Source organism: Micromonospora nigra (assembly GCF_900091585.1).
GTDB classification, from domain to species: Bacteria; Actinomycetota; Actinomycetes; order Mycobacteriales; family Micromonosporaceae; genus Micromonospora; species Micromonospora nigra.
In genome coordinates this window covers 3744476-3764127 of record NZ_FMHT01000003.1, presented here as the reverse complement: position 1 = coordinate 3764127, position 19652 = coordinate 3744476, and the positions used below count along the sequence as shown (strand labels likewise).

At 69.6% G+C, this 19652-nt stretch carries 18 protein-coding genes and 1 tRNA gene; 6 read left to right on the top strand and 13 right to left on the bottom strand.

All coding sequences use genetic code 11. The features are described 5' to 3' along the window. Nucleotides 1–24: 24 nt before the first annotated feature. A complete protein-coding gene (locus tag GA0070616_RS27665) occupies nucleotides 25–282 on the bottom strand; it encodes a hypothetical protein (RefSeq protein ID WP_139128921.1) in 258 nt (85 codons plus the stop codon). A 62-nt stretch (nucleotides 283–344) separates the two neighbouring features. Here GA0070616_RS27665 and GA0070616_RS16230 point away from each other — a divergent pair, with 62 nt between their 5' ends. From GA0070616_RS16230 to GA0070616_RS16210, 5 genes are all read left to right on the top strand, one after another. After that, nucleotides 345–872, top strand: coding sequence for a hypothetical protein (locus GA0070616_RS16230; protein WP_139128920.1), 528 nt, complete (start codon nucleotides 345–347; stop codon nucleotides 870–872). Nucleotides 873–1403: 531 nt separating this feature from the next. Continuing rightward, a complete protein-coding gene (locus GA0070616_RS16225) occupies nucleotides 1404–3059 on the top strand; it encodes an Hsp70 family protein (RefSeq protein WP_245712803.1) in 1656 nt (551 codons plus the stop codon). 1 nt (nucleotide 3060) lies between these two features. Further along, nucleotides 3061–5082 carry an AfsR/SARP family transcriptional regulator gene (locus tag GA0070616_RS16220; RefSeq protein ID WP_245712802.1) on the top strand — a complete coding sequence of 674 codons (2022 nt, stop codon included), beginning with the start codon at nucleotides 3061–3063 and terminating at the stop codon, nucleotides 5080–5082. 403 nt (nucleotides 5083–5485) lie between these two features. Then, a complete protein-coding gene (locus tag GA0070616_RS16215; RefSeq protein ID WP_091082836.1) occupies nucleotides 5486–8305 on the top strand; it encodes an AfsR/SARP family transcriptional regulator in 2820 nt (939 codons plus the stop codon). Then, a complete protein-coding gene (locus tag GA0070616_RS16210; RefSeq protein WP_091082833.1) occupies nucleotides 8302–9168 on the top strand; it encodes a DUF2637 domain-containing protein in 867 nt (288 codons plus the stop codon). The genes GA0070616_RS16215 and GA0070616_RS16210 overlap by 4 nt, the downstream gene beginning before the upstream one ends. On the opposite strand, the gene GA0070616_RS16205 is transcribed toward GA0070616_RS16210, so the two are convergent. After that, nucleotides 9139–9930 (bottom strand): hypothetical protein, encoded by a 792-nt coding sequence (locus tag GA0070616_RS16205; RefSeq protein WP_139128919.1) that lies wholly within the window; start codon nucleotides 9928–9930, stop codon nucleotides 9139–9141. The genes GA0070616_RS16210 and GA0070616_RS16205 overlap by 30 nt on opposite strands. A 152-nt stretch (nucleotides 9931–10082) precedes the next feature. Between GA0070616_RS16205 and GA0070616_RS28180 the strand changes: the two genes are divergently transcribed. Beyond that, nucleotides 10083–10250: a hypothetical protein gene (locus tag GA0070616_RS28180; protein ID WP_175440098.1), complete on the top strand. Its 168-nt coding sequence runs from the start codon at nucleotides 10083–10085 to the stop codon at nucleotides 10248–10250. Between the two features lie 61 nt (nucleotides 10251–10311). Here the strand turns inward: GA0070616_RS28180 and GA0070616_RS16200 are convergent, their stop codons facing one another. The 11 genes from GA0070616_RS16200 to GA0070616_RS16145 form a co-directional block, all read right to left on the bottom strand. Further along, complete coding sequence (locus GA0070616_RS16200) at nucleotides 10312–10977, bottom strand: hypothetical protein (RefSeq protein ID WP_175440097.1); 666 nt, start codon at nucleotides 10975–10977, stop codon at nucleotides 10312–10314. A gap of 197 nt (nucleotides 10978–11174) precedes the next feature. Next, nucleotides 11175–11570, bottom strand: a complete 396-nt coding sequence (locus GA0070616_RS16195) for a hypothetical protein (protein WP_091082825.1) — start codon at nucleotides 11568–11570, stop codon at nucleotides 11175–11177. Next, on the bottom strand, nucleotides 11567–12184 hold the full coding sequence (locus GA0070616_RS16190; protein WP_245712801.1) for a hypothetical protein: 618 nt from the start codon (nucleotides 12182–12184) through the stop codon (nucleotides 11567–11569). Before GA0070616_RS16190 ends, GA0070616_RS16195 begins: the two co-directional genes overlap by 4 nt. Nucleotides 12185–12231: 47 nt before the next feature. Continuing rightward, nucleotides 12232–12651 (bottom strand): hypothetical protein, encoded by a 420-nt coding sequence (locus GA0070616_RS16185; RefSeq protein ID WP_091082818.1) that lies wholly within the window; start codon nucleotides 12649–12651, stop codon nucleotides 12232–12234. 91 nt (nucleotides 12652–12742) lie between these two features. Further along, entirely contained in the window at nucleotides 12743–13240 is a 498-nt protein-coding gene (locus tag GA0070616_RS16180) for a hypothetical protein (protein WP_245712800.1), read from the bottom strand. A 127-nt stretch (nucleotides 13241–13367) separates the two neighbouring features. Further along, nucleotides 13368–14354 carry a DUF932 domain-containing protein gene (locus tag GA0070616_RS16175; protein WP_091082815.1) on the bottom strand — a complete coding sequence of 329 codons (987 nt, stop codon included), beginning with the start codon at nucleotides 14352–14354 and terminating at the stop codon, nucleotides 13368–13370. Nucleotides 14355–14528: 174 nt separating this feature from the next. Continuing rightward, nucleotides 14529–15098 carry a hypothetical protein gene (locus GA0070616_RS28885; RefSeq protein WP_245712799.1) on the bottom strand — a complete coding sequence of 190 codons (570 nt, stop codon included), beginning with the start codon at nucleotides 15096–15098 and terminating at the stop codon, nucleotides 14529–14531. Between the two features lie 349 nt (nucleotides 15099–15447). Next, entirely contained in the window at nucleotides 15448–16671 is a 1224-nt protein-coding gene (locus GA0070616_RS16160) for a hypothetical protein (RefSeq protein ID WP_091082813.1), read from the bottom strand. A 427-nt stretch (nucleotides 16672–17098) separates the two neighbouring features. Further along, nucleotides 17099–18139, bottom strand: coding sequence for a M23 family metallopeptidase (locus GA0070616_RS16155; RefSeq protein ID WP_091082812.1), 1041 nt, complete (start codon nucleotides 18137–18139; stop codon nucleotides 17099–17101). Further along, complete coding sequence (locus GA0070616_RS16150) at nucleotides 18127–18900, bottom strand: replication-relaxation family protein (protein WP_091082811.1); 774 nt, start codon at nucleotides 18898–18900, stop codon at nucleotides 18127–18129. Before GA0070616_RS16150 ends, GA0070616_RS16155 begins: the two co-directional genes overlap by 13 nt. Before the next feature lie 557 nt (nucleotides 18901–19457). Continuing rightward, nucleotides 19458–19533: transfer RNA gene (locus tag GA0070616_RS16145), tRNA-Arg, on the bottom strand. Nucleotides 19534–19652 lie beyond the last annotated feature (119 nt).

The following is a 19652-nucleotide window of genomic DNA, read 5'->3' as shown; positions in this document are numbered from 1 at the left end:
ATGAAAAATTGCTCGCCACCGTAGTCACGGCCACGGAACCACCACAAGACCTGGCGCCGCCCAAGATCGCCCGACCGACCCAAACCAACCGTTCAGCCGATGCGAGACCTCCACAACAGAAGCAAGACCTCCTAATCGATGATCTTTACACCGAACATTATGAAAGATCATCGATAGAAATGACTTGTCCGCTTCACAGGCACGTAACCGCAGGTTTGCCTCGCCGCCGGTGGTGGCCGCCGTCGCCTGGAACTGCTCGGCAGGATAGAAGCTGTCGGCCACACGACACCCTGCCGCCCGGTCGTTGGCCACCGAACGAGCCCGGCTGGTCGGATGATCGTCCGATGCGACTGCGACACACCTTCGTAATCCTCACCGCCGTCACGCTCATGCTCGCCGGCTGCGGCGACAACTCCGCCAATAGCCCCCAGGCCGCTGGCCCCGCTGCGGCCACCAGCGCGGGGATGACGCCTGCGCCAGCCCCGCCGATGGACGCGGAGGCGGTACTGGCGAAGCTGACCGCCGCGAGACTCGGCGCCACCCACGGCGCGGTGCAGCACGAGGACAACGACCCCAACGACCTGCTCGGCCGCCCGAACGGCTACACGACACGCGCCTCCGCCGACCTGCCTGGAGGTGACACCGAGACCGACAAGTACGGCATCGACCGCGGCCTTGTGATCGAGGTATGGCCGACCACCGATGACGCAGACCGGCGGTCGAAGTTCATCCAGGACACGCTCAAGAACATGCCGATGTTGGGCACCGAGTACCACTACCGGGCGGATCAGGGGCGGGTGCTGGTACGTGTGTCGGGGAAGGTGAAGCCGTCACTGGCCAGAAAGGTCGAGGCGGCTGTGGCCGGCCTGTGACCGGCGAGCAACCGCGATCCTCCATCCAGCTCGGCATGGCGGGCCGCGGTCGTGTCGCCGGGTCGGTTCACCAGCTTTGACGATCCACAGCTCCTCACAGTTTCAAGGACCGCCGAGCAAGCGCTACGCCCCTCGGGCGCCCCACAGCGAGTTATCCGCGTGCTGTGCTGGTGCGCCGTCCCGGTCCGTAAGGGTGGGCTAGGGCCAGCGGCAGAACGGGACGCGGCTCGACTACCTGTGCGTGATCGACAGGTGACGTGAATCAGATCTTCATGTTTGACTGTGTCTATGCAGGCGGGGGAAGCGCGGCTGTCGATCGACTGCGGTAGCGCCAGCACCGTGGCTGTTCTGGCCTGGGCTGATGGCAGTTCGTCGACGTTGTCGTTCGACGGGCTGCCGTATCTGCCCAGCGCTGTCTACGTGGCCGATGATGGGCAGGTGTGGACCGGGAGGCGGGCCTGGCAGGCCGCCGGGGAGCAGCCGAGCGGGTTGATCCCGAGCTCGCGTCGCCCCTCTGACGGTGACCAGACGGTGGGTGCTGCTCGTGTGGAGTCTCTGGCGTTGGCGGCTGCGCCGTTGCGCAGGGTGGCGGTCGAGGCGGAGCGGGTCGTTGGTGAGCCGGTGCGGGATGTGCGGCTGGTGGTGCCGGCGGGGTGGGGGCCTCGTCGGCGTACGTGGATGCGGCAGGTCGCGCACCGGGCGGGTCTGGCTCAGCCGCGTCTTGTCGAGGCTCCGGTAGCCGTTGCCGGGCATCTGCTGGCCACGGGTGTGCAGTTTCCGGTGGGGGCGTTCATCGTCGTGTGTGACGTGGGGGCGGGCGCGGAGGTGACGGTGTTGCGTCGCGGCGCTGCTGGTTTCGAGGTCTTGGCGACCCTCGCCGATCCTGCGGCGGGTGGCACCGCCGTTGACCTGGCCTTGACTGCCGCTCTCGCGGGTGGTCGGGGGGTGGCCGGCGACGGCAGGGGCGATTGGGCGATGGCGGAGGTGGTCCGTACCGCGAAGGAGAGCTTGGGGACGCACCCGGCCGTTGCGGTACCGCTTGCCGGGCGGGCACCGGTCATCGCGGACAGCGCCATGCTCGACCAGGCTGCCGGGCCGGTGGTGCGACGTGTGGCGGAGTTGGTCGGGGAGACCCTCGCCGCGGCCGAACTCGGTGCCGATGACCTGGCGGGAATCTACTGTGTGGGCGGCAGTGCGCATCTGCCGCATCTGGCTACGGTCGTCGCCGAGCGCACGGGTATCGCCCCCACAGTCGTGGTCGATCCTCAGCTTGTCGCGGTCCGAGGCGCTGCGGACGCGGGGGCAGCGAACGCGGGGCCTGCGGAGGTGGTGGAGGTTGCGGTGCCGCCTGTGCGGCGGGCGGTGGCGATCGCGGTGCCGGGCTTCGCGTCCCTGGCCTTGATCTGGCAGTGCCTGTCGACTGCGGAGCAGCACAACACGCTGAGCGTGCACTACTGGGTGCAGCTGAACTGGGGCGAGTTCACGATGGCCGCCGTGTTCGCTCTGTTGGCCTGCCTCGCCGCAGGTACCGTCCTCGGTTCCCTGATTGCCGCGCGCAGCCCCACACCAAGTACGCGGACCGAGGGTGGGAAGGTCAGCATCGGCATCCTCGCTGCGGTCTCGCTGGGTTTGGCGATCGCCGGTCTGTACGCCGTGGTCACCAGCGAGTACTTCGGTCTGCCGGTGGGCCCGTTCCTCGGCTGGGCCCTGTGGCCGCTCACTCCCCTCACGGTGCTGGCGGTGGCGACGGCGGTGGTCGCCGCCCGGCAGTGGCGCACCCCGCCCGGCGGGTGGTCGGCGCTGCTGGCCGCACCAAGCGGATCGATCATCGCCGCCGGGCTCGGTATGGGGCTGGTTCAGTACTCGTTGACCGCCGACAGGTGGCCGGAACTGGTGGTGTGGATCGACATCGCCGGTCGGGTGGGTGGGCTGCTGGTCGGTGTCGGAATCGTCATGGCGCTGGTGACCCCGCTGATGTTCCGCCTCGTCCTCTGCGCTCCGGTCGGGGTGATCAGCGCGGCGATCGTCAGCATGCAGGCATCCCGCATCCTCGCCATCAGCTACGCCGTGGCCGTGGCGGTGTGGTGGGCGGGCCGGTTGTGGACGCAGATCATCCGTCCGCCCACGATCACCCCCGCCGCCACGACGCCAGCAACGACCTTCCCCGCTGCGGGCGGGGGTGGATGAGGTGCGGTGGCCGCGACAGCTGATGTCGCTGCTGTTCGTCCTCGCGCTCCTGACGGGCCCGCCCGTGGTCCTGCTGGTTCTGATCGGCCCACCCGTACGCGGATGGCCGACCAGGGAACAAGCGCGGGCGTGGTTGCAGGAACCGCTGACCGAGCAGACCCTCACCGCCGGGCTGACGATCGGGGCGTGGCTGTTGTGGCTGCTGCTCGCCTACACCGTCGCCGTACGGGTCTTGACCCGCCTCCGCGCGACCGTGGTCTGGCTCCGGCGGCTTCCCCTACCGACACCACTACAGGCGACGGCCAGCGGAATGGCCGGAGCGGCAGTCTTCGGCGTCACCACCAACACCGCCACGACCACCCCGCCCCCACCACCACCGCCGACAACGGGAGTATCGGAGCAGCCCGAGCGGGCCAGCCCGTTGCATGACGACAGCGCGGCACGCGATGACGGAATCGTGGTGTCCGGCGGATGGCTGCCCCGTGAGGTAGCCGAGCAGGTCGCTGCTGCCGCAGCGCTGATCTGGCTCCGCCGCCGCCGCGACTACGTCCCTCGCCCACCCGGCCCGCACCGCCGCCAGGAACCAGACACCGAAGCGCTACCCCCCACCGTCACGGCCGTCCAAGCCGCCCTCGCCGACGCTCCCGCCCCGCCGGCTGCGCAGATGCCAGCGGACAGCCTTGCCGCCCTCACCGGGATCCTTCCGGCCGGCGGCCTGGGCCTCACCGGACCCGGCGCCCTGCCCATTGGCCGGGGGTTACTTGTCACCGTTCTCCTGGCCGGGCCACGCCACCCCAACACCACGCTGGTCACCACCCGGACCACGCTGACCAGCCTCCTCGGCCCGGAGGCGGAAACACTCGGTCGGCGTCTGCCACACCTGACGATCGTGGAAGACCTCGACGACGCTGCGCGGATCATCGAATCCGCAGACACTTCACGGATCGTGATCCTGGCCGCCGACGACTACGACCGGCACGACATGACCCACCTGATCAGCGCGGCCACCACGGGCGCCAGCAGGCTGGTCGTGTTGGGAGAAGGGCCCGGCGGCCCGACCTGGCACGCCGACTCCACCGGCCACCTCCACGACCCGTCCCGCCCCGAAACACCCCGACCACGGCTGTGTGTCCTGGACCAGGTGGCGGCCACCGACCTGCTCACCATCATTGCCCACCCGGACCCGACACCACCCGCCTTGAGCGCACCGCGCCCCCACCTCCCGCCGGCGATGCCGCCGGGACCGCGCCTGCCACGGCAGACCACACGCGGGAAGCAGCCTCGACCGTCCACCGCACCCCGACAGAGACTGCAACTGCGCATCCTGGGTGAACCCACACTGCTCATCGACGGCGAGCCCCTCACCATCCGCCGCAGCGCCGCCCTCCAAATCCTCGTCTACCTCGCCACCCACCCCACCGGCGCCGACACCCGCCAACTCACCGAAGCCATCTGGCCGGGCCTACCCCGCCGCTCACCCACCGGCCGGCTCTACACCACCCTCAGCGACCTACGCAGCAGCATCCGCACCGCCACCGGACTACACGTCATCGACCACACCGACGACCGATACCGCCTCAACCCCACACACATCGACGTCGACCTGTGGCACCTGCACGCCGCCATCCAACGCGCCGCCGCGACCGTCACCGACACCACCACCGCCTGGCAAACCATCCTCGACGCCTACCCCGCCGACCTCGCAGCAGGACGCACCTGGCCATGGCTCGACCCCCAACGCGAAGCCATCCGCCGACACGTGATCGACACCTGCGTCGCCCTCGCCGACACCGAACCCGACCCACAACGCACACTCGCCCTACTGCAGACCGGCATCCACATCGACCCGTACAACGCCAACCTCCACACCCGCGCCCGCAACGCCCTCATCACCCACGGCGACCATCACGCCGCCACCGAAATGCACCACCGCTACCTCCGGAACCTCGCCCACGCCGGCCTCGACGACACCCCACATCCCCCGCTCGACCGCGAACACGGAACCGCCAGCCGGCGGCAGTAGGCCTCCGCCCCGTTCCCACAAACGGTCAACCCGCACAGGCGCGGAGTCCGGTACGGCGCACCAGGAACCCTTCGCCCGGACAGCCCGCCGACGACGTCCGGCCCCTCTTGGATCTGAGCGCGATCTATCCACAGCCTGTGGAAAACGTCCGCGTTCGGTCACCGCCCCGCACTCGCAGCGGCGTTGGTGGTACGCGCGCTGCGTCCGGCGCCTGGCAGTGATCGCGAGGTTGCCCCGGCGGCATCACCCCATCACCCACCAAGTCCGCACGGCCGTGACCTGCGCGTGTAAAGCCGTGTAAGGACGTGTGAGGTGTTGTAAGCACCGACATCGGCATCAGCAACGCGACTCGCACTTACGGTCCTTCTCACCGACCGCCACGCCTTTCGGAGGGAGACGGATCATGGCGAAACGAGCCTCAGCACCCTTCGTGCGCGCCTGCACCGCCGTACTCGCGCTGGCCCCGCCGGTGCTGCTCTACCTGGCAGGATGGCTCACCCTCGACGGGCTGTCCATGAACGAACTACTGGCGTGGCACAGTCAACCGCTGACCGCCGGCTTCATCACCTTGCTGGGGCAGGGTGGGGCCTGGCTGCTGTGGCTGCTCCTCGTGGCCGCCATCGCCGATCACCTCCACCGCCACCTCGCCCGTCGCATGCGATGGCTGCTCACGCTGCGTCTACCTGGGCCCCTGCAAACTCTCACGGCCGCGCTGCTGGGCACCACCGCCGTCAGCACCGTCGCAGCGCTGCCCGCCACCGCCGGGACCACGACGACAACGGACGCCGACCGGCCACCAGAGACACCACCGTCGGCGGGCAAAGGCACCAAAGCTGACGATGATCGGCTACCTACAACACCTGATCGAACTGGCACTTCCCCATCTTTCGAGTACGGACGTGTCGACACGTCATTCGTCACGACCGCCGCAACACCAGCCTCAGCGACACCGCGTCCTGTGTCCCTCTTCACTCAGACCAGCGCACCGCCGACTCCGCACCTAACCGGTGCCACCGCACCTTCCGAGGCACGGTACACCCGAAGCGGGACCTGTCGCGTCGAAGCCGGAGACACCCTGTGGGACCTCGCCGCGAAGCACCTCGGCGACCCGAAACGCTGGCCGGAGATCTACACCCTCAACCGGGGACACGAACAGGCCAACGGCTACGCCCTCACCAACCCCGATCTCCTCCACGTCGGATGGACGCTCGCTCTTCCCGCCCGCCAAGCCACACCGACCCCCGCCTCTCCCAGCCCTCAAAACCCCGCTACGGCCGACCCCGGCACCGCCGCCCCCACGCCCGACACGGCACCCGCCGCGCCACCCACCAGCCCAACGCCCGATGGTCAACCCCGCCCGCCATCGCCGCACACCGCCTCACCCCGCACCCCCACCAGCACAGCAGACGCAACCACACCCACCCCGGACTCGGATCGAGCTGACGAGCCACCGTATGGCGAGGCGGGGGCCACACTGCCCACGCGAGGCTGGATCAGCCTCGGTCTGGCCGCCGCCATCGCCGCCGTAGCCGCTCTGCTACGCCTCCAACGACGCCGCCGCGCCCGACTGGCCTTCCCCGCATCGGTGAGCACCGCGCCGCAACCGTCCCCGATGCCGCTCTCTCTGGCCCCCGTCGACAAGATCGGCAGCCGCTACCTCGGCCGCAGCAGCGACCACCGCCCCGCCAGCCCTCTCGTGGCGGCGCCGATCGGCGTCGCCTCGGACGGCACCGAGATCAGCTTGTTCCACCTGCCCGGTCCCGGCGTGGCCCTGCACGGCGAGGGAGCCGTGCCAGCGGCCCGCGCCATCCTCGCGTCCGTCCTGACCAGCGGCGCGGTGGAGTCCGCCGCCGCCCGCCCGGTGGTCGTCACCACCGCCGACCTACTCGCCCGGCTCCTGCCCGAGAACGCCCCGGCGGTCGGGCTGGACCCCGATGGCACCGCCTACGACGGAGAACGCCTCATCGTGCTCGCCGACACCGCTGCGGCGGTCACCCACGCCGAGGAGGAGATGATCGGCCGGTGCCGGCTGCTGGACACCTTCGACGCCGAGACGATCACCGACCTCAACGCCCGCACCGACCACGCCGAGACCCAGCCGCCCTACGTGCTACTCATCGACTCCAACCCCCGGCACGCCGCACGCCTCCACGCCGTCGCCACCCACCGCGCCACCCTGAACCTGCACCCCGTCATCCTCGGCCCGCACGACGGCATCCCCACCATCGAGATCAGCGCCGAGGGCACCGCCACCGGCAATGAACTGCATTCGGTGGGACGGCTGTCCGCCCTCGGCGCGGACGACCTCGCCGCCATCCTCTCCATGCTCACCGACGCGATAGCCCGTCCCGAGGCCGGTACCGACGTTGACGACCCGCCCACCGAGACCTCGCCGGCCGCGGTGACCGTCGAAACAAACGAGGCCGTACCGGTCCAGCCCGACGACGCGGCGGCCCTGGTCCGCCTCCGGGTCCTCGGCCCGGTCACCGTCGCCACCGACGCCGGAACGATCGCCACCGGAATGCGCAGCGGCTCCTACACCGCGCTCGCCGTCCTCGCCGCCCACCCCGCCGGCCGCACCCTCGACCAACTCGCCGCCGACCTGCACCCCAACGCCGACCCGACCGCCGCCGTCAAACGCGTACGCACGGACATCACCTCCGCCCGGCGGGTGCTGCGCGCCGCCACCGGCCACGAGGAGCCCATGTTCATCGTCTACGACCCGGCCACCGGCCGATACCAGCTCGACCCCGCAACCGTCACCGTGGACCTCTGGCAGATGCTCACCGCCATCGACCAGGCCACCGCCACCGACGACGAAACGGCGATGCTCACCGCGCTACGCCGGGCCACCGAGCTGTACGGAGGTGACTTCGCCGAAGGCCACGACCACCCGTGGGCCACCGACTGCGCCACCAGCTACCGCCACCAGATCCTCACCGCCTACGTCCGCATCGCCGAAATCCTCGAACCCGACCACCCCGACCAAGCTGTTGCCGCCCTCGAACGCGCCGCCGACCTCGACCCCGTCAACGAGGAGCTGTACCAGCGGATCATGCGCATCCACGGCCGACAGCAGCGACCCGACGCCGTACGGCGCACCCTGAGCCGGCTGGAGGAACGCCTCGCCGACCTCGGCGACGCCGAACCGTCCCAGGCCACCCGCCGCATCGCCGAACGCCAACTCCGCCCCATCGCCCCCGCGGGTGGAGGACGGCCATGAACCACCGTCAGCTCCAACGGATGCAATGGGCGGTGCGGGCGACCTTGGCCCTGGGCGTGGCCGCCTCGGTCACCGCGAACATCCTGCACGCCCAACCGAACCCGATCTCCCAGACCATCGCGGCGTGGCCGCCTATGGCCCTCCTGATCACCGTCGAGCTGGTTACCCGCATCCCTGTCTACCGCCGTGCGCTCGGCGTCATCCGGATCGTCGCCGCTTCGGCCATCGCCGCCATCGCCGCCTGGATCAGCTACCACCACATGGTCGGAGTCGTCGCCCGGTACGGCGAAACAGGCACCGTCCCCTACCTCCTGCCGCTCTCGGTGGACGGGCTGATCGTCGTCGCGTCGGTATCGCTCGTGGAACTCGCCGCCCGTCGCCGCGAAGCCGAACGTCAACCACACACCGTGCCGGCTGACGTATCCGCGGCACCACCTCCAGGCCAGCCCATCGCATCCTCACCCGTCGAGCCCACGCCTGGGACCAGCGACACCAGGCCACCCCGCCAGAGTCCACTGTTGGAACCATCTCCCCACCATGCCGATGCCGACGAATCTGCCCACGGCAGGACTCCTGACGCTGCCGGGCCCCGGGACGACGCCCAGGAAGCAGACGGCAGCGAGACTGATGCTGACCTCGGCGCGGAGCCTGACGATGACGGCCCATCCGACGTTACCGACGTCGACCTCGCCCGGGACCTGGTGCCGCTACTACCCGCCGCCCGCACGGCCCGCGACGAACTGACCCGCGAAGGCCACACCGTCAGCCGGGATGCCCTCGCCCGGCGGCTACGCCAGAACGGCCACTCAATACGCAACAGCGCTGTCTCACAACTACTCGCCACGCTGCGCCAGTCCAAATAAATAGGGCGAGCCGGCCTGGTAGCCCACATCAGCGAGGAACTTTAACTCCACTTCCTGGAGAACCGCGAGGGACTCTGACCTAGCCGCGGTCATCTCATCTCTGTCCATCCCGTTAAAGAGCAGGTCGGTCCAACGCCCTTCTCTTCTCGACCACACCACGAGATGGTCGGGAACCCACAACACCCATACGGTGTCGGCGTCTACATCCAGTGGCGCGAGGGCGGGGCCGATAATCGGTGATTCATAGATCTCCACTGCAAAGCGGTCAAACGGGTGAATCACGAGGAATATGTTACGTGACACATCATTTGACGTTTTCCTCTGCAAGCTGATCTGCGCTCGATCCAACATGGGACGACTGCTGGCCAGGATACCGTCGGCGCTTTCCACCTTCACCGATATGGACAACCCATCAGCATCTCCGCGGGAAATAGCGACACCGATCGAGTGATCGAACTTACGGAACGGGCCTGGAGTCGACTTGACTTCGAATGCGATCTCACCGCTAGCCAGTAGCGGGAATGCCGAGGTATCGGGAAGCCGGAATCGCAGGTCGACATCGCCATCCGTGTCGACTTTGAACGGCACAACGCCCAGAAATGCAGTGGCCAAGATAGCAGCTAAGTGTTCCCCAGCGCGCACGTCGAGACCAGCCAATTGCTCGGAGGGGAGCTGCGACACTGCGCGGGCCGCATCAGCGACCGCACGATGCATAATCGCAACCACGGGGGCACCCGTGTAGCCGCGTTCGCCTTTTTCCATAGGCGCCAATGCTACGCCTAGCACTTTTAGACAGAGCGTTCAGCCGCACCCCGACCTGGCACCGGCGGCGGTCTTGATCGCGTCGTCGAGGTCAGCGTGGATAGGCACGGCTGCCCGAACGGGCACGCCGAACGCTGCCAGAAGGGATCACCATGACCGACGCAACGCCCGGCCTCCGTACGATCCAGGTCGCCGACGATGTGTACGACGTGCTGAAGCGCACGGCCGACAGTCGAGACACCGACATCAACGGCGCGCTGCGCTACCTGTTCGAGGTTCCGACGCCTCGGGCTGCCGCTGAGGACGACGACGAAGACTGAACCGCTCGTACGGCGGATGCCGCCGGGCCGGGCTGACCCGACTCGGCGGCACCTGCCGTACTCAGGCTGTTTGCCCGGAAGAGGTGCCGCTTGCCGCGTACGCGGCGGCAAGCAGTCGCTGCGCCGTGCGTTCAGTGATGTTGAGCTGCTGAGCGAGCGCGACGCCGAGGCCGCGTCGGTCGCACCCGGCGCGGTCGGCCTCGGTCAGGAGAGCGATGGCGGCGGGAAGTCGAGGGTCGTCGGCGTACGGGTGCGGTTTGCGGGCACCGGTGGTGCCGGGGGTGCGGCCGGTGGACTGGCGGCCCGTACGGGCGTCGGCCACGGCCCACACGGTGCGCCGGAACCATAGTCGGCGCACCCGCCCGTCCGGCAGCGTCTCGACTCGGTCGGGGTGGTCGTACAGGGTGTCGGGCAGGTTGCGGTACGAGCCGTAGCCGAGGACCCTCGCCGCCGTGCCCGAGCCGATGAGGTCGTCGGAGTCGCCGCGGCGGTCGACCTTCGTCAGCTCGGCCCGCTTCGCGACCTGGTGCGCGGCGTGGAACGCCTCTATGTCGTCGAGCCAGAACCACTCGCGGCCGTCGTGCGGGAAACCTTCGGGGAAGCCGAACCGGGCGCGGTGGCGGTGCCAGTGGTTGACCGTGGAGTACGCCGCGCCGGTGTGCGCGGCGACTCCGGCCCGGTCGAGGGCGGGCCGTCCGTCGATCACGTGTCGTGCCACGCCGTTCATCCTCCCCCGGGTGCTTCGTGGCCTGCGCCGTGCGGTCGAGGCGAGGCGGGCAGGGCGCGCGGTCGTAGGATCGGCGGTACGCCTGGCTCGGGCAGGAGCGGTCGTGTGGTCCGCAGGTTGGCCTGCAGCGGGGCGAGGTGGCCGGTCGGGGATTCCACGCACCCTCGGGTGTGCCCGCCGGCCACCGACCCGCCTCGTTACGACGGGGGACGCAGCACCCGCCACGCTGTCTGCGCCATCAGGTGTATTGGTAGTGCGGCGAGTTTCGCGCGGGTGGCGGGTTTGATCGCGTCATAGACGGTCAGGATCGCGGCGGCGGTGGTCGCGTCCACCACCACCCCGTCGATCTTGCGGGAGTTGCCGCTTCTCGCCTCCCGCAACAGCTCGATGACGCGAGGGTCGCCAGCGGTCGCGTCGTCGGGAAGCGCCTCGATCTCGGCCAGCGACTCGCAGTCCGGGCAGGTGACGAGGTGTGGGTCCTCGGTGACGCGGCTCAACGGCACGCCCTCTGCGCCGCACACCGGCCCGATCCGGCGGCGGGCCTTCGCATGGGTGAAGGCGGGCCACCCGTGGCGCCCCGTGGTGTCGGTCATGGCACCTCCCCCGCCGGGTGGGTCCAGATGCCGAGGGTGTGGCCCGGTGCGATCCGGCCTCGGCCGGGGGCGAGGGTGTCGAACACCTCGGAGTACCGCTCGTGGAGCTGGCCCCGAGTGCGCATGAGGTGTTTGCCTCGGGTGAGCTTCACGGGCAGGGACTCGACCACCCGGCCGATCAGCCCGTAAAGGTCCCGGCCCTCGATGAAGTCGGCGCAGCCGTCGCACGCCGACCAGCCTTCGCCCCACGCCTGGGTGAAGGCATGCTCGGTGTCGGTGCGGCGTACCCGTGCCGCGTGGTGTCGAGTCTGGTAGTCGCCTACGGCGATGACCTGTGCGGTGACTCGGCGGGCGTCGGTGATCTGGTTGGCGCACCGGTAGATCCAGGCGGCCTCAGGTGCGGAGCAGAAGTCGCACTCGATGATCGGATCGGGGATCTCGGTGATGGGTACGGGCTCGGGGCGGTGGTCGCTGCGTTGGCCGCGCTGCTCGGCCGCGTGCAGGTACTCGACGACCATGCCCAGGTTGTTGAAGCGGACGTTGAGTGCGCGACGGCAGCGGCGGCAGTAGAGCGACTCCGGGACCGGCCCCGTGCTCGCGTCGAGCGCTGCCACTTCGGGAGGTCGGGCGGATTCCTCGGGGGGCGGGGAATTCGGTGGCATTACTGGTCGCCTCCGTCCTGGTGGCGGGTGAGCTGCGGCCGGGTGGGGTTGGCGGGGTTGAAAGTGAGTCCGAGGCGCAGGCTCGCGAGGTCGATCAGCCGCCGCAGCAGGCTCGCGGTTCCGGTGCTGAGGTCGGCGTCGTAGTCGTGGGCGATGCGGCAGGCGTCGCGTACCGCCTCGGCCGCCGTGGTGAGCGCGGCCTCCAGGGCGGCGCGGTCGTCGGCCCGGGTGGCTCGCTTGACGTGCGCGGCTGGGTAGGTGCGCTCGTCGCCGTTGGGGAATCGAAGGGTGTAGCGGCGGGCGTAGGTGGTGTGCGGGGTGGAATAGCGGACGTCGATGACGGTGCCGAGGCGGTACTCGACCGGGTCGGCCGGCTTGATCACTCGCGCGGTGTCGCCGTACTCCATGGATCGGTACATCGGTACTCCGTGGTGAGTCAGAGGGGATGTCGGGTGGTGTGCCGCGCGGCCCGTGGGGGTGGACCCTGGCCGCGCGGCACACCGGCAACGGTCAGGACCAGGCGAGCGGTTGACCGGCGGAACCGTCCGGGGTGGCCGGTTGAGCGGCGACTCCGGGCGGGACGAACGGCGGGGCGGCCTTCACGTGCGGCAGACCGGGGTCGAGCTTTTGCCCGATGCGGTCGAGGCTGGTTGCCCCGTACGCGGTCAGGTGCGCGCCCACGGCGAGGGCCTGCGCGCCGGTGAGCAGCACGACGAGGCGGCGGGCCGAGGTGTCGTGCACGTGCAGCTCGACGTGACCGTTGGTCAGCGGTCGGACCGGCATGAACCGCTCGACCTGCGCCGCGCGGGGCAGTCCCGCGCGGATCGCCTTGACCAGCTCCCGCCAACGCTCGTCAACGAGTGCGTCGAATCGGGCGGCGCGTTCAGTCAGGGTGGCGTGTTCGGCGTGACTGGTGGAGTGTCCGGCCAACGCGCGAGCGACCTCAGCCCGCGCGAACTGGGCACACACATCGTTGGCCAGCGCGATCACGGCCGAGTCGGTGGGCACCGAGGCGGGCGGTGGCGCGACGACCGGCTCGGTACGGACTTTCGCCGTGCCGGTGGCGTGGTGCGCCCCGGTGACAGGGCCGGGCTTGTTCCTCTTCTTCCGGCGTCGGAACCATGGCCAGCGCATCTCAGACCGCCAGCAACTCGAACGCGCGGGCCTTCAGGTCCGCACCGGCACCGGTCAGCGCCCGCGAGGCGCGGGCGAGGTCGGTCTTGGCGGGGGCGAAGTGGTCCACGTACTCGGTGATGGCCTGGTAGCCGGCCCACCGGGTGCCCTTGATCGCCTTCTGCGTGTCCGCGTCTCGGATCAGGTATCGCAACGTGTTCGTGCGCTGCTTCGCGTTGTTCTTCGCGGTGTCGGAGGCGTCGTCCGCGAGGGGCCACACCTGGGCGACGATCTTCTCGAACTCGCCCATGGTCAACGACTCGTTGATCATCTTCTCGGCTTCGGTCTCGAAGTCGTGGAACGCCTTCCACATCAGGCCGAGGGCCTGCCGCGCCTCGGCGATCTTGCTGGTCACGTTCGAGGTGTGCCGGAACGTGTACGAGCTACGCGACCGCTGATAGGCGAGGGCCTGGGTGTTCGCGCACACGATCCGCACCGGGGTCGCGTCGAGGCGAAGCGCGGCGGTGCCGTCGTGCGAGGTGGTGGCCGCGAGGTACAGGTCCATGTCGTCCACCCCGGCAATGCGCATCGCGGTGGGCAGCTTCATGGTGACGAACACCGACCGGCCCTTACGCATGGAGCCTGCGGTCTCGAAGTGCGCGCCGGAGGCGTCGACCAATAGGTTGAGGGTCTCGGCGACCTGCTCGTTCTGGACCACGCTGTAGTCCTCGCCGACCACGCCGAGGTACTCGGTCTCGCCCGTGGCCGGGTTGGTGCGGACGGTCATGTACTTGTCGGGGCAGTCAACCTTCGTCACCCCCCGCTCGGTAACCTCGATGCCCTGAAGGGCGATCTTGCGGACCTCCCAGCCCCCGAGCCACGCCTTGCTCATGACCTCCTGTGCGGTCATGCAGGCGTCGGTGACGGTGCCGAGTTGGTGCCAGGCGGTCAACCGTGCGGAGGCGAAGGCCGTCTGGCCGTTGGCGAGGGTTTCCAGTTCGTGTGCCACGGTGGCACCCCTTCCCGGTCGTGTGGTGTTCGGTTGGGCGGGACGGTCAGGGGATTCCAACCCTGACCGTGCCGCCACAAACAATGTTTCCTACCTCTATCCGCCGATCAAGACGATCGGTTCGAGTCGATGGAGGTTTCTGCGGCGAATCTGACGGCCGCCGCCGGGCGCGGCCTACCGGGTGTCGGTGGCCGGGTGTAGCCGCCCGTCCGGCCCGTACAGGTACGCGCGGACGGTTGTGAACGGGGCCGGTAGGTACACGGTGAACCCGTGTTCGGGGATGAACCGGGTTCGGTAGGTGCGGGTGACGCCCAACAGGTACCGGTCGGGTTTGTCACCGTGCGACCCCGGCGGGATGATGCCCGCCCCGGGTCGGTCGGCGCGGGCGCGGCGGTGCCGACCGAGCGCGAGGTGCGGGCACAGCGACAGGGCGGCGGTCATGCACTCGGGGTGCCCCGGCGGGTCCGCGTAACGCATCAGCTCGGCGGCCCTCGGACCGCCGAGGAACGCCACCCAATAGCCCATCGGCTCACCGCACAGCGAGCACCTCCGTTCGACAGCGAGGCGGGTCGAGGCGGTGGTGTTGATCGTGGTGAAGTCCACGTGCGACCCGCCGCCAGGGTTGGGGTGGATGTTGACCGGCGGGATGGGTAGGCCGCGCCGCGCGTCGTGAGGACGCGCGGCCAGCGAGGGTGGGATGTCGGGCCCGTTGGCAGCCGGGCCGGTGGCCGATGGGCCGGTCACGAGTCACCAGCCGCACGGGTGGTCAGACGTGCCGGAGCGCCGATCGGATCCGACGGTTGCGAGCCGTTCGGGCCGGGCACCGGGCATAGCGGGGTGCCGTCGTGGTGGGACGTGGCCGGGCGCGGGGCGAACCCGTCGAGGGGCCAGTCACGCGGCGGCATGGTCCTGGCGGGTTCCCCGCATTCGGGGCAGCGCAGCGACCCCGGCGCGTGCGTCGGGCCATGGGCGGCGCGGTGGTGGTTGAGGTAGTCGTGGGAGGTGGTCATCGCCTGTTCCTTCCGTGGCGCTGGTGGGTGGGCATACGGGTGCCGGGGCCGGGCATGGTGCCCGGCCCCGGCGGGGCGGTCGGTCAGGCCGCTACCGGCGCGGCGGCGGCCTCATCGGTGCCGGCCTCGTCGTCGGCGGGTGGGGTGGTGTCGGTCTGCGGCGAGGCCATGAACGCGCGGACCTCGGCGGTCGGGGCGGGCGGGTTGTCGGCGAGGGCGTAGGTTTCCGGGGCTTCACGGGTCAGGATCAGCACCCCGAACCCGGTCAGCTTCTCCATGGCGTTGCGGACCGCGCCGGGGCTGCGTCCGCCGATCTCACGGGCGACGGTGCCGGGGGTCACGTCGTGGCCGGTGCCGAGGTCACGCATGAACGCCTCGACCCGGTGCCGCAACTCGTTCTTAGCCAGCTTCATCGACCCGTCGCTGTTGATCTCGCCGGTCGTGCGGCCGGTGCCGGTGGTGCGCCGGGCCGAGGGACGGCGGATCTTGCGGGTGTGACCGCACGTGGGGCACGTGGAGTGCGTCGGGGCGTTGGCCAGGTCCACCGTGGCGAGGTCACCGTTTCCGATCAGCCACAACTCGTTACCGTCGTCGTCAACCGGCAGGCGGCGCGCGGCCCCGGCAACCTCCATCGCGGCGAGGATCGTGTCACCCATCGCCACCGACAGGCCGCTCTCCCCGATCGCCGCGTCGGCGGTGATGCCGTCCGGGTGCCCACCCAACACACCCGCCATGATCAAAACTTTGAGGTCGGGCTGACGCGGGCCGACCGGTGCCCCGGACACGGGGGTACCGGACACCGGGGCCTCGGGCAGGGGTGCCTCGTCGGCCGTGTCCGGCGTCGTGTCCGTGCCGGCCTCGTCATCGGCCGTGTCCGGCGTCGGGTCGGTCGGCGGGGCGTCTTCGGCCGTTGGCTCGTCGGCGGTGGCCAGGCCGTCGTTGTCGGCGGTGGGCTCGTCGGCCGCGTCCGGCGTCGCGTCCGTGGGGGCCTCCTCGTCGGCGGTGCCCGTCGCCGGGCCGGTGGCCAGGGTGTCGCCGGTGGGCGTCGGCTCGTCGTTGGCGCTCGGGTCGGCGGTGGTGGTCTGCCAGGTGTCGGCGCTCTTGCGGTTGCCCTTGGCGGGGTCGGGGGTGCGGGTGGCGGTCCCGGCGGTTTCCATGGCGGTGAGTGCCTCGGTGACGACCGGTAGCGGCAGGTTCGCCGTTCCGGCCAGCTTGCGGGCGGTGACGCCGGGGTGGTCGCGCAGGGCCTCGGCGACGGCGGACCGGGCCTCGTCGGTGCCGGGGGTGAGAACGATGTTTGCGGTCATGGCAATACACCTCCACAAAATGGGGTCGACGAATAGCGATTCCGCGTACGCATGATGCGCATTGTTTGCGGTTCCGCCGGGCGGTTTTTGTTGCCCACGTCCATGGACGCTCGATGCCCGATGGTTGTCAACCCCGCCGCCCAAGACTCTTTACCGGGGCGACACCACACCCTCCGGGGCCCTCCTTTCAGAAAACCTATCGCCACATGACAGGCCGTTTAACGGCCCACATTCGACGCTGCGCCACGTTCCGCACACCTCCCTACCCCACCTAGGGTCGGTGCGGCATGAGCCGCACGCGCCGCCCTACGGGATGCCGTTTTCGGGGCGTCTACGACGGCGCCGCTCCTCCGGTAGGGCAGACACGCGGCAGCACCACGCCCTCACGTAAGCGCATTCAGATTGTGCGGGAAATCACTTCACGGCTTTACAGCGGTACGCCTCTTTGGCGCATGAACGGCACCGGGTCAACAGGACTGCTGCCGCCTTCGTGGATCTCGTAGTGCAAATGCGGGCCGGAGGAGTTTCCGGAGCTTCCGACGTGGCCTATCGGTTGTCCGGCGATCACCGTTTGACCGACCGTTACCGTGGGTTGCCTGACCATGTGGCAATAGCGCGAAGTGATGTCGCCAGAGTGTCGGATGTCGGCGTACCAGCCGCACCCGCCGAGCCCGAGGTAGCCGTCGCTGTCGCATGGCATCGGGCCGCCGGTGGGTTCCCACGACTCGCCGCCGACGATGCACCGGACGCGCACCACGACGCCACCGGACGCGGCACGGATGACGGTGCCTTTCGGGGCCATGATGTCGACCCCGTCGTGGCCGGGCCGGTCGGCCGTGCGGAAGCCGGAACCGGCCGTTCCCGGCACGGGGCGGGTCCACCCGGAGGCACTGATCGGCGCACCGTCGCACACGGGCAGCGTGCCGCCGGTGTACGCGGCGACGATCTCGGTTGCTCGTGTCTCGTGTTTGGCGTAGGCGTCCGGGTACGCCGACCGTTGCACCTTCTGTGCCGCGTCGGTGAGCGGTAGCCGTTCCCACCCCGGCACGGCGAGGAGACGCTCGTAGAAGGTGGCGGCGGCGTACTCGGGGTTCATGATCTGTTCCGGGGTGCCCCATCCTTGCGACGGTCGCTGTTGGAACAGTCCCAACGAGTCATGATCGTTGTTCGGGCCGAGGTGCCCGTGGTTGATCAGCGAGGATTCCTGGAGGGCGGTCGCCACGGCGATCACCCACCCGCGCACAGGTACCCGCATCCGCTCACCCACGGTCACGATCACCGAGGCGTACCGGGCCTGTTCCGCCGACAACCCCGCCGGGGTTGCGCCCGGTGCAGTGACCGCCCCGGCGCAGCTACCCCCGCCTCCGCCGCCCTCGAACACGGATGAGACGACACCGGCGGTAGCGGAGGTGAGCAGCAGCAGCGCGACGGCTGCCCCGGTCGCGACCCACAGGGCTACCCGTCCCACGACGCGCCGCCCCCGGTCGGTGTCGGTAGGTCGGCCAGACGCACCCGGTCGGGGTGCCCCACGATGCGCCAGACCGGCCCCGCCGGGCCGCCGGACGCGGCGGCGTGGTCGGCGGCGGCGGTGGCCACGGCCAGCCCGTCCGGCACCACTGACCGCTGGAGGTGGGTGTGCAGGTTAGTCTCGCGGGCGGTGGTGGGTAGCCAGAACAGCACCGGGTACGCGCGGCGGGGCGGTAGTGCGGCGTAGCTGGTCAGCTTGCCCGCCACCCGGGCAAGGGTTTCGGTGCCGAGGTCGGCCTCGACCCAGAACGGCACCGCACGCCCGTTGTCGGCCCACACGCCGTGTCCGTCCGGGCGGACCAGGTTGCCGCACGCCTCCCGACAGCGTGCCTCGTTCCACCACCGCACCAACCGCGCCCCGGGGTGCGTACGGGCATGAGCCGTGAGCGCGACGAAGAACCCGTTCACCGTGAGCAGGTGCGCCAGTGTCGGAGACATGGCCAGCCGTGCGGTGGCGTCGCGCACAACGGCCGGACGGGGCAGCGTCTCGTCTCGTCCGGCAGCGATGAGGGCCGCGCCGACCGGGCCGAGGGTCCACCTCCACGATTGCGAGCCGGGCCGCTGGTAGTGGCGGAACCGGTCGAGGATGTCTCGATCGTGGAGGGTGTTGAGGCGGTTGCGGGCACGGCCGACCGACCCGAAGGCGAGGTCGACGAGCTGGTCGGTGGTGAAGGTTCGGTGTTGGTCGAGAAGGTCGAGCAGGAGTGCAGCGCGATGGTGGAGGTCTGCACCGTGACGTAGCGGGTCGCCGACCGCTGACGGTTGAGCCGCGCGATCTCGGTCGCGAGTCGCTGCCGGTTGGAACGCACCCGCGCGTTGTACGCGCGCACCTCGCGGTTGTGCTTGTCGACGACCCGCTGCACCTCACGGTTGTACGCCCGAACCTGGCGGTTGTAGTCATCGACGACCTTCTTCCGCCTGCGGTTCTCGTCGTCGACCATACGCTTGTACTGCGCAGGGGTGATCTTTCGTGGCACCTTGACCTCCGATGTCCGCGCCAATGTTACGGCGGGCGTACGACACGTTCCCGGAGTTTCGCGCGGGGTGAGTGGGACCAAGATCAAGGTGTGGGAAAAGCGGCCAACCCGCCAGCAACCGCCATGTCAGCCGTCGCTCACGCTGGCCCATGTCGCGGTCCGCCTAGACTGCCGAACCTGGTCGACCGCCTGCGTTACTGGGGGGTTCTCGGGGGGTGACTCAAAACTTCATAGCTGGACATCTATACCTTGTCAAAGTTCTTGCTGTTCAGCGCCTTGAACTGGTGCCCCCGGCAGGATTCGAACCTGCGACACACGGTTTAGGAAACCGATGCTCTATCCCCTGAGCTACGAGGGCGCGAGGGCCTAGTCTAGCGACCTGCGGGTTCACCTGGGGTGGCAGGGAGTGGCCCACGTTCACCCATGTTCGCCGGACCCCTGTTTGCCCAGCCCAGACCACAGCTCGAGCACACGTAC

Bases quoted from the DNA above. Each gene is read 5' to 3' on its own strand.
- GA0070616_RS28180 (WP_175440098.1), top strand. From the start codon at position 10,083: ATGACCGACGCAACGCCCGGCCTCCGTACGATCCAGGTCGCCGACGAT.
- GA0070616_RS16205 (WP_139128919.1), bottom strand. From the start codon at position 9,930: ATGGAAAAAGGCGAACGCGGCTACACGGGTGCCCCCGTGGTTGCGATT.
- GA0070616_RS16215 (WP_091082836.1), top strand. From the start codon at position 5,486: ATGGCGAAACGAGCCTCAGCACCCTTCGTGCGCGCCTGCACCGCCGTA.
- GA0070616_RS16200 (WP_175440097.1), bottom strand. From the start codon at position 10,977: ATGAACGGCGTGGCACGACACGTGATCGACGGACGGCCCGCCCTCGAC.
- GA0070616_RS16185 (WP_091082818.1), bottom strand. From the start codon at position 12,651: ATGTACCGATCCATGGAGTACGGCGACACCGCGCGAGTGATCAAGCCG.
- GA0070616_RS16160 (WP_091082813.1), bottom strand. From the start codon at position 16,671: ATGACCGCAAACATCGTTCTCACCCCCGGCACCGACGAGGCCCGGTCC.
- GA0070616_RS16195 (WP_091082825.1), bottom strand. From the start codon at position 11,570: ATGACCGACACCACGGGGCGCCACGGGTGGCCCGCCTTCACCCATGCG.
- GA0070616_RS16210 (WP_091082833.1), top strand. From the start codon at position 8,302: ATGAACCACCGTCAGCTCCAACGGATGCAATGGGCGGTGCGGGCGACC.
- GA0070616_RS16230 (WP_139128920.1), top strand. From the start codon at position 345: ATGCGACTGCGACACACCTTCGTAATCCTCACCGCCGTCACGCTCATG.